This window comes from Aphanizomenon sp. UHCC 0183 (assembly GCF_009712065.1).
Lineage (GTDB): Bacteria > Cyanobacteriota > Cyanobacteriia > Cyanobacteriales > Nostocaceae > Dolichospermum > Dolichospermum heterosporum.
Map to the genome: position 1 here is coordinate 115,715 of NZ_VILC01000011.1, position 10,221 is coordinate 125,935.

Sequence of the window (10,221 nt, forward strand, 5' to 3'; positions counted from 1 at the left end):
ATGGAATATTGCTTTGCAACGCCAATAGTGGCGGTTATAGGTTTTGAGGAATTGATAGAAAGTTTTCGCCAATGGTTTGAAGTGGTAAGCTGGGAATAAGGCAACTCTGCGGCTGTTTGTAAGAATTGATGGACGGCTTAGGGATGATTTAATGCTTCTATTGGGGAAGCGATCGCAAGTTGCATCGGTGTTACATAATTAGCTATAGGTTGGTATGCACTTGAATGAGTTACAGAATACATGGCAAAGGCCTACATTAAGGGACTCTTGACTTCTACTATGGCTATTTTTTGGGTTCTGTAAATAATTGCTAAAGGAGGTGACGATAGGTTCAACAATTCCTGACTAGAAGCCTAGTAGCTGTAGAAGTAAGAGCAAATGGCAGCAAAATTCCGAAAAAAATCCGCTTTCACCCAAAAATATAGATCGGATTGCAGTAGGAAGAATCTAAAATAGATATTAAATTAGAAAAACAACGGCCATTAAGCAACGTCAGTTCATTTCACCGTCTGTAAAGCGTCCCCAGGTTGTTACCAGTGCTGAAACAAGATGTCATGCAAGTTTCCCAGGATCAGCCTATTTATTCTGAGGCTCCACTCCAACTACTGCTGTTTATTGATGGGCGACCTCAGTCCCGTCAACAAGTGCAGCGAATTCGTGCTTACTTAAAAGAATTAGAGGCTGGGTATAGTTTTGAACTACAAATTATTGATGTTGGCGAACAACCCTATTTAGCGGAACATTTTAAGTTAGTAGCAACTCCTGCTTTGGTTAAAATTCATCCCGAACCTCAACAAACTATTGCTGGTACTAATATTATTCCGCAATTAAAAATTTGCTGGCCGCGTTGGCAAACCGCTGTCACCACTTTTTTGAAATTACAGGAAGATTCCCAGGAATGTTTGGATGAGAAGAGTCAGGTGATTGTGCCTAAGTCTACCATTCATTCTGTTGCTACTTCGGCGGAGGCAATTCAACTAGGGGATGAAATTTTTCGTCTGAAGCAGGAAAAGGAGAGACTGCAAGAACAGCTACTGTTTAAAGACCGAGTGATTGCCATTTTAGCCCATGATCTTCGCAATCCTCTGACGGCGGCGGCGATCGCTATTGAAACTCTTCAATCTAATTACAATCCAGATACGGGGGAATTTCTCCGCCTGAAACCAGGACTGGCTATACATTTATTAAAACAAGCCCGGACACAAACACGGATCATTGATCGGATGATTGCTGATTTGTTACAGGTCGGGCGAGGTGAGGATATAGAATTGCCAATCGTACCACAAAAGTTACAATTGGGGGAATTGTGTTTACAAGTATTAGAGGAATTGAGCGATCGCTACACAGCTAAATCCCAAACGGTAGAAACAGATATTCCCCAAGATTTACCCTATGTATATGCTGATCCTGAACGCATTCGGCAAGTCCTAGTTAATCTTTTAGATAACGCCATCAAATATACACCTGTTGGTGGTATTATCACTGTAGCTGGACTACATCGGACTACCCAAAAAGTTCAATTTAGTGTTGGTGACACAGGACCAGGGATTCCCGAAGAAAACCGCGATCGCATTTTTGAGAATCTTTTCCGTCTCCAGCGAGATCGAGGCACAGATGGATATGGAATTGGTCTTTGTTTATGTCAACGCATTATCCGCGCCCATTACGGTCAAATTTGGGTAGATTCATCTCCCCACGGTGGTGCATGGTTTCATTTTACAATGCCAGTATATCCATCGTGAATTAGGGAACAGGGAACAGGGAACAGGGAACAGGGAACAGGGAACAGAGAACAGGGAACAGGGAACAGGGAACAGGGAACAGGGAACAGGGAACAGAATAAGAAATTATTACCAATCACCAATCACCAATCACCAATCACCAATCACCAATCACCAATCACCAATCACCAATCACCAATTACCAATTACCAATTACCAAGTATCAAAAATGCCAAATCAATTAATGTATCAACAGGATGATTTTGTTGTTTTAGAGACAAATCAACCAGAACAATTTCTCACCGTAGCTGAATTACTACTCAAGCTGGAAACAACCCTATCGCAAATCTCACAGGAGGATTTACCACTGGATTTGCAAAAATTTAATTCAATCAGCCAACAAGCACAATATTTACTGGATACTAGTTGTAATTTAGATTTAGGTCCAGGAAAATATTTACAGTGGTATGCAGTCAGGTTGGAAAAATAAAACCCACAATATTCTTCCCAGGACGATGCTATAATATACTCAGTATGATCAGGAAATGCTATATCCCTACTCCCTATCCCTGATGTAAAAAATATTCTGACTCCTGAATTCTTGTCTTTATCTATGTTCGGTTTCAAAAGTTATGCTCTCAGACTGATATGCAGGTGGTTCAACATGAATGAGAATCCTCACAGGATGAAAACGTTGTTCTAGTTGTTTTTCGACTTCTTCCGTGATGTTGTGGGCTGTCTCTACATCTGGTGCATCTACAATGAGGTGCATTTCTATAAAAACTTGACGACCAATGACACCACGAGAAGCGATATCATGACAGTTGAGGACACCGGGGACGGAAACGGCGATCGCATGAATTGTTTCTGGGGCGATCGCCATTTGATCCACCAACCAAGGTAAATTTTCAGTTAAGACTGACCAACCACTCCAAAATACCAATAGAGCCACCGGGAAAGCTAGTACCACATCTAACCATTGATAACCCAGCCACACACCAATCAAACCACCAATAACCGAAATTGTCACCCAAACATCGCTCATAGTATGGGTAGCATCAGCGATTAGAATCGAACTACCTACCCTTTTTCCCACATTCCGTTCATAAAAAGCGACAAAAATATTTACTCCTAAAACAATTAATAATAACCACAATTCTGGAGGTGATACTCTCACAGGTTCACCACCTTTGAGAATCCTTTCTACTGCACCTTGGACAATTTCAAAACAGGCTATTCCTAAAAATGCAGCAATACCCAAAGCCCCCACTGCTTCAAACTTATTATGTCCGTAGGGATGCTCCCGATCTGGCAACGGTGAAGAAAACTTAATAGCCACTAATCCTAAGACATTATTAGCACTATCTGTCACACTATGTAAGGCATCAGCCAGTAAGCTTAAAGAACCTGTCCAATAGCCCACCAGTGCTTTTAACCCCATCACGAATATGTTTAGTAATAGTGTAATGATTAAAACTCTTCTTACTTCAGTGCGGTTATCGTAAATCATATATTTATAATTGTGATTTGTGAAAAAAAGGAATAGAGAATTTGTTTTCTTGAACTCTTACTGTACACCAATAAGTATTTGTTGCTAAGAATAAATATATAGAAAATAGGTCAAAACTTGCTAATTAAGAATTTATCTCTTTATTGAACAAAAAGATCCCCGACTTCTTAAAGAAGTCGGGGATCTGGATATGGGATCTGGATATTATAAATATAATAGAGAGCATATTCCGGTAATATAGATAATTACGAATTATTGTTAATAAGTAGCTTATGTCTTCTGTACCTCTAACACTGAATCTAGTAGAAGGTTCTGTTTCCGTCAGTTTTTCACCCCAAGCAGCACAAGAATTAAAAGCAGCAATAGATGAATTAATGAAAAGCCTCAAAGCTATTGCTAGTAAAACTCCAGGAACAGGTAAAGTCAGTCCCCAACCCTCGTTAGAGTATCGTTACACTGGGGATGTATTCATAGAACTATTCTGCAATCCTAATATCTGGCCTACTCCCTTTGCAGCTAAAGTTTTGTTAACAATTCGCAATCTAGGGATTCGGTTAACGACAGAAGCGGAACTTACCCGTGTGATTGAGGATCTTAATCAGTATTTAGAGCAGTTTTAAATTAACATCTAAACTATGATTTTTGTGATTTTGATGATTTTTATGATGAATCCCTCATCTTCATCAAAATAATCCTAAAAATCATACTTCAGACATTTTTCTCGTTTTCTCGTTCCCATACTCTGTATGGGAATGAATTCTAGAAGGCTCTGCCTTCAATAATAGCAGAGGCAGAGCCTCTGAATAGCATTCCCAGTCAGAGACTGGGAACGAGATAATGAGATACAACTTGTCACAAAACTGAGGTGAAGGTATGGTTATTATCCTCTATTTTGCTTTGGCTTGTGTTATTCCATATTCTATGTATACTATGTAATAGGATTTGAGACATTGACAGACAGAACCAAACCTAACTACGTATGGATGTCGGCAATATGAGCAACTCAGTATACAAAGTATTTGAAGAAATCGAGTTTAAAGCCAAGCTACTGGCTCAATATTGGCAGAATTTTCACATAGAAATATCCCAGCACCTACCAGAGAGTTATCAGCCAGAAATACAAGAACTATCCAACAACTTAGAAATAGCCTTAACTCAACTCATTTACGAATTACAAAATCCTACTCTTACCCTAGCCACCACAGGGACTACAAGTAGCGGTAAAAGCACTTTGGTTAATTTGCTATGTGGAGCAGAAATAGTCCCGGTTGCAGTTAGTGAAATGAGTGCTGGCGCAGTGACAATTGAGTATAGTAAAGAAAAATCTCTGATCATTCATGAAACACCGGGGGCGTTATGGGAGTGTGGAGAATGGAGAGGAATTAGTGACGATAAAATTTATCATCGTCTTTACCAAGCAATGATAGGTTATATCGAAAATAGAGAAACTCAACCAAATTTAGCCTGTCCACAATCTACAATTGCTTACCCTTTCCGACTGTTAAAAGAATCTCAATTACAATTACCAAAAGGAACAAGAGTAAGAATACTTGATTTACCTGGTTTAGCCTATGTGGGTGATCAAGGTAATGCTAATGTTATTAAACAATGTCGAGAGGCTTTATGTATAGTTACTTATAACAGTGCGGAAACAGATTCTCAGAAAGTAAAAAGTTTATTACAAGAGGTTGTACAGCAAGTAAAAGATTTAGGTGGTTCTCCTGCGCGGATGCTTTTTGTACTAAATAGGATTGATGTTTTTCGAGCCGATAGAAGCTGGCCAGAATCAGAAAATAGGTTTATTGAAAAAGCTATTCGTGAGATTAAAAATGAATTAACTGAGCAATTAAAGGAATACACAGAAGATATTGAAAATTTAAAAGTAGTCAAACTGAGTACATGGCCTGCTTTATTATCTTTGCAAATCCAAAATCAAGATGATATTTACAGTGCAGATGCTTGTAAAAAAGCGGATAATCATTTTAATGGATTAATTGAAGATATATTAGAAGACTTGCCACGTAACACACAAAAATGGAATAGACACGATAAAAATAGAGTTGCTGAAGCATTATGGCAGAAATCCTATGCTGAGGAATTTCAGGAAAATCTCAGGGAACATATTAATAAACATTTTCCCCAGTTAGTAATTCCCCAAATTATAGAACGTTTTAATATAGCTGCTGGAAATGCGATCGCAGAATGGGCAACACAAACAACAAATGCTGTTCTTAATAGTTCGGAGGAACGGTATCAAGAAGAATGTGAAAATATATCACAGATTAGATTATCAATTGAGCGTTTCTTACAAATTAGCGACACAAATTTAAGAGAACCATTTGAAAGAATAGATACAAAGATTAAACAAGTTATAGCAGAACAGTCAGAAGATGATCCTGTGCTATATCTGGAATCAACAATTTTAGAAATTAAGAATGTAGAACCGTATAATCTATTAGGAGAAAAATTATATCCCCTTTACGGGTGGAAACGGGAATTAGGTCAAGGAATTAACCAAGTATTAGAAGCTATAGCCAAGTCTTTAGAAACTGGAAAGGTAGACTTAGACAGTACAAACTTAAAAAAAGCAAATCTTTTAAATGTCAATTTACTAGGAAGAAACTTAAACCGATTAGTAAAATTAGGTTATACAGCTTCCGTTGCTAAAGAAGGTAAAACAATGGAGGCAAAAACAGATTCAGAAAAGAATCAACTTAAGCAAATAAATGAAGAATTAAATGAACTAGCTATTCATTTGAATATTGTGATGGAGGATGTATTAAAGCAGATTTCTAACCAAGAATTAAATAGAATGTATCAAGCAGTAGTAGAACTTTTCAATTGTCATTTATCTCATATTGAAAAGGGAGCAAATGATATTTCACCTAGCATAGCAATTAAATTTCCAGAATCCCAACTTATTAAAGTTGATAGTAAACTTACATTTAATTTTTGTTTTGAAGCAGGTTTCCCTATTAATAAAGGAACGTGGAAAGAGGCAATACAGGTTGAGAAAAAGCAAAGAGATTGGTATACATTATGGATTTGGGAACGGACTTTTTATGAAACTGAATATCAAACCCGTTCTAGCGATAATGCCGAAATACCTAGTGTGAACAATTTACTGAAAGGTTGGCTAATTCAGTCGAGAAAGGAAGAAAAAGAAATAGTAAACAAAATTGCAACTTGGCTACTAGAACAAATTGATTGTCTAAAAAAAAATGTAGATAAACTTCAGAATGATATTATTGACCGTTATCAAGCCAGACTTGATAAAGCTAACCAAGAAATTACTCTAGATTATGAAAAGCAACGAAGTGTTTGGCAACCTATTGAACAAAAAGCTCAAGACCTTGCAGAAGAGTTTTCTGGCTTAGAAACAGTTTTAAAAGAGGAGCATTAAAATCCAGTGGCAACAGAGAACCATAAAAACCTATATGATCAAGTTTGTAAAAACATATCTCAAATAACTGGAAGAGGTCTTTTATATCAGACTATTGGGATAATAATGGGTGAAGAACAACTACTACATCGAGAAAAAACAAATAAAATCTGTGATTATTTTGGTATAAAACCTTCTGCAAATAAAGACGAAGATAAGAAAATTATTAATAACTTGTTGGATGGAATATTAAAAAATACACCAATCAACAATGTTATCGCTAAAGCAATAAACCAAGGAGGAAACATGGAGTGGATTTTTGTAGCAGCAGCTTTTACATTTGTTGGATTGTTTTTGTACAAGCAAACTCTTGATAAAAAAGAACAGGAAAAAACGAAACCTGTGGTTCAAGAAATAAAGAATCAACCAACCTTTCAGCCTCTAATTCCTGCGGATTTATGTCTTGTTATTCCAGCATCTGTAGCCAACAATTTCATAAATCGTTCAAATTTAAAGGTTGATGAGCTAATCTACCTCATAGATAACGCCTCTTACTTCCTATGTACTACTGTTAAAGTTGCTGACTCAAATGAGCAAAACTTAGAAATGACAGATGAGAATATTTCACCTGATAGCATACGAGAAGTTTATCTCAGAATCAATATTAATGATGGTTGTAAAATGATTGATCAAACGGTGCGTTACTCTTTAAAAACAGATATACCAAGTCAGGCTAAGTGTATTATTAAACAATTAGCCTGTCTTAAAAATTTATCTGGCTTACAAAAATTTAACCGCATTTAAGGAGTATCTACAAAATGGATTGGAAAACAGCATCTTCCTACTACGAAACCCGTTTAACCGACGCATTAAACATCCAAAGACACGCGGTTAATTTAGCCAACTTACCTCAAGCAGAAGTTCCCGAAAAATTAAAACAAATCCTATTACAAGAAGCACAACCCGCACGTCGTCAATTAGAAAGACTCAAAAAACGTGAATTTCGGATTGCAGTAGTCGGGTTAGAAAAAGCCGGAAAAAGCACCTTTGTGAATGCTTGGTTAGAATGTGATTTACTTCCAGCGAAGGGAGGAAGATGTACATTTACCACCACACAAATTTATTCAGTGCAAAATGAATCTGAACAAAAACTAGAAGTACAGGCAAAAACAGAAGATGAATTTATCAAACTACTCAAAGAACTAGAAAAAGCTAAAGCGCAAGAAGATATTAATACTATTCACACCAATGAAATCACTTTAAAACAAGTCAGAAAAGAAGGAAATCGAACATTTCCATTTACTAGATTAGAGGATATTCGAGAACCTTTAAAAAAATACGTAGCAGATGAAAAATATGCTCATGCTGTATTAGAAGCGAGACTTTATACGAACAAACTTGCACAAGCTGAAGGGATTGTTTTTTATGATGTTCCCGGTTTAGATTCAGGTTTAGCCAAGCACGTTGACGAAGCACAAGAAATGTTATCAGATTGTGATGCTGTGATATTAGTACAGCGTTTTACCAGTCTGAGAGAAAAAGAATTAGAAATCATCAAATTTACAGAACAGGGTGATAAAAACGTCACCGTTGCTGATAAATTATTTGTGTTTTTAAGTCGGATTGATTCATTAGGTAGTGCAGAAGCAATGAAAACCCACATTCAAGAAGCTTCTCAAGATTGGTTAAAACGGGCAAATTTACCAGAACACAGGATTGTTTCTGGTTCTGCTGGTGCATATTTATTATTAAATAATATAGCTGGAGAACAAACTAAATTAGAAATAGGAGATGCAAATCTTATTCAATCACATTTACAGAGATTAACAGGTATTGATGATGCGGAAATTCTCAAAACAGATGCTACTGGTATTCCCGTAATTAAAGAGAAAATCTTTAATTATATTAATACTGAAAGAGTCGCTATTTTAAAAAAACGGTGTGAAGTTTCTCTAAATACAATTATCAGCACATCTGAAGAAATTTATCGTTTAGTTAGTAAAAATCATCCAGAAAATCCCGAACAAGCCAAACTATTTGCAGAAAACAATCAACGAGTTCTATTTGCAGAATGGTGGAATCAAAAATGGTTAGTAATTAAAGCCGATTTACAAAAGTACTATGATGCTTATGTTGTCAATAAAGCTTTAGAAAATTTAACAGCTAACTCCTTAACTCAAATAGAAAAATTTCGAGAAGGATATCTACAAATCGTTGATAAGGAAATGCAGAAACTCAGGGAAGAAACATTTAGAAAGAAAGATACTATTTTTCTAGCTAACTCAAATCCTGCATTTGACAGAATGAAAGCTAACTTTGCTTGGAGAGAAGATTTGTATAATGATATTAGTAAACTTTTAGCTGCTATTGCTAGACAACTGGCTTTAGAACTCCAAAATGAAGCTTTAAACTTAGTTGAATATATGACAAGTTTATTATGGGGAAGTAATCAAGTAAAAGCCAGATTAATTGAAAATTCAGAAAATTATTTTTTATCGAAATTAGAAAGTAGTTTAAGCGTGTTATTTTTACGCTTTGCACGTCCAGTAGCAGAAGTGTTAATTCGCGGACCAGTTAATAGTGACACTCGCAATAAAATTATCAAAAGCCTGGGGGTAGATATCGAAATTGTTGATAACTACTATAGTGGTGAAGAACCTGCTTATAGTCTTCTCAAAAGATATGTAAAATATGGTTCTGATTTACTTTTTAACTCAGAAATTCGCCAGCAAGTATTAGGAGTAACAGAAATAGTAAATCCAAATTCTCTCAATGTTTCTCATGAATTTATAGTTGAACAACAAGCTGTAATTTTTGAAGTTGAAAATGATATTAATGCCTTTGAGGAATACTTGCGATTTGCAATTTTTAATGCTGCTAGTTTTGAATCATATTGTATTCAAGAACTCAAAGGTTTAGTTGATAGTTTTAGAGAAAAAGAAGGTACTTGGACAGGTGTAGCTTTGAATGAATGGTTACAAGGGAATCCACTTTTATTAGCGGAAATACCAAACAATTTAAAATCACAAGAATCTAATTTAGAAGTGAGTGAAAGATTAAGACAATTATCTATTGCCTTAAAAAGTAATATTATGGAAAGCAGGAGAAGAGGTCAAGAAGACTAACATTATTTTGCACCACGCTATCAAACAAAATGCTATAATATTAAGTCTAGGACTTACGGAAAATATCTCTCAAACTCTCTTTCTTTTCTTCGTGTCTTCGTGGTTTATTCTTTCGTAAGTAGGTAAACAAAATAAAAATGGGGGGTATTGCGTTTTGTAAAATGGCTGAAACTCAATCAGAATCTCGCATTGAGACAACTTTACATACCGTTATATACCTTTAAATTTTTCTGTTCACCTACTTAACTTGTGCGTAAGTATCCCGTAATTTTTACCCCCCTTAAATAGGTAGGGTGCGTCAGACTGCATAAATCATATCAAAAAACAGATTTGTAATATCTGACGCACCCTACAGTGCTATAATGTCAAATCATCACAAATATCACTGGAGATGAAAATTATATGACTCTCACAATTAACAACGTAGAAAAAATAGAACAAATATTAAAAGATGATGATAACGACTATCAAATAGAACTACAA

General features: G+C 35.9%; 7 protein-coding genes. 6 read left to right on the plus strand and 1 reads right to left on the minus strand.

The window, feature by feature from the left end; genetic code table 11:
* Nucleotides 1–536: 536 nt before the first annotated feature.
* Complete coding sequence (locus FJR37_RS05945) at nt 537–1,742, plus strand: histidine kinase (protein ID WP_174763396.1); 1,206 nt, start codon at nt 537–539, stop codon at nt 1,740–1,742.
* 208 nt (nt 1,743–1,950) lie between these two features.
* Complete coding sequence (locus FJR37_RS05950; RefSeq protein WP_027402147.1) at nt 1,951–2,211, plus strand: chlororespiratory reduction protein 7; 261 nt, start codon at nt 1,951–1,953, stop codon at nt 2,209–2,211.
* A 117-nt stretch (nt 2,212–2,328) separates the two neighbouring features.
* Here FJR37_RS05950 and FJR37_RS05955 read toward each other — a convergent pair whose 3' ends face one another.
* Complete coding sequence (locus tag FJR37_RS05955) at nt 2,329–3,231, minus strand: cation diffusion facilitator family transporter (RefSeq protein ID WP_027402148.1); 903 nt, start codon at nt 3,229–3,231, stop codon at nt 2,329–2,331.
* 272 nt (nt 3,232–3,503) lie between these two features.
* Here FJR37_RS05955 and FJR37_RS05960 point away from each other — a divergent pair, with 272 nt between their 5' ends.
* From FJR37_RS05960 to FJR37_RS05975, 4 genes are all read left to right on the plus strand, one after another.
* Nucleotides 3,504–3,851 (plus strand): hypothetical protein, encoded by a 348-nt coding sequence (locus FJR37_RS05960; RefSeq protein WP_168465551.1) that lies wholly within the window; start codon nt 3,504–3,506, stop codon nt 3,849–3,851.
* 374 nt (nt 3,852–4,225) lie between these two features.
* Nucleotides 4,226–6,634 (plus strand): dynamin family protein, encoded by a 2,409-nt coding sequence (locus FJR37_RS05965; RefSeq protein WP_168465552.1) that lies wholly within the window; start codon nt 4,226–4,228, stop codon nt 6,632–6,634.
* 6 nt (nt 6,635–6,640) lie between these two features.
* On the plus strand, nt 6,641–7,417 hold the full coding sequence (locus FJR37_RS05970) for a hypothetical protein (protein ID WP_168465553.1): 777 nt from the start codon (nt 6,641–6,643) through the stop codon (nt 7,415–7,417).
* A gap of 14 nt (nt 7,418–7,431) precedes the next feature.
* Nucleotides 7,432–9,738, plus strand: coding sequence for a dynamin family protein (locus FJR37_RS05975; RefSeq protein WP_168465554.1), 2,307 nt, complete (start codon nt 7,432–7,434; stop codon nt 9,736–9,738).
* Nucleotides 9,739–10,221: the final 483 nt, after the last annotated feature.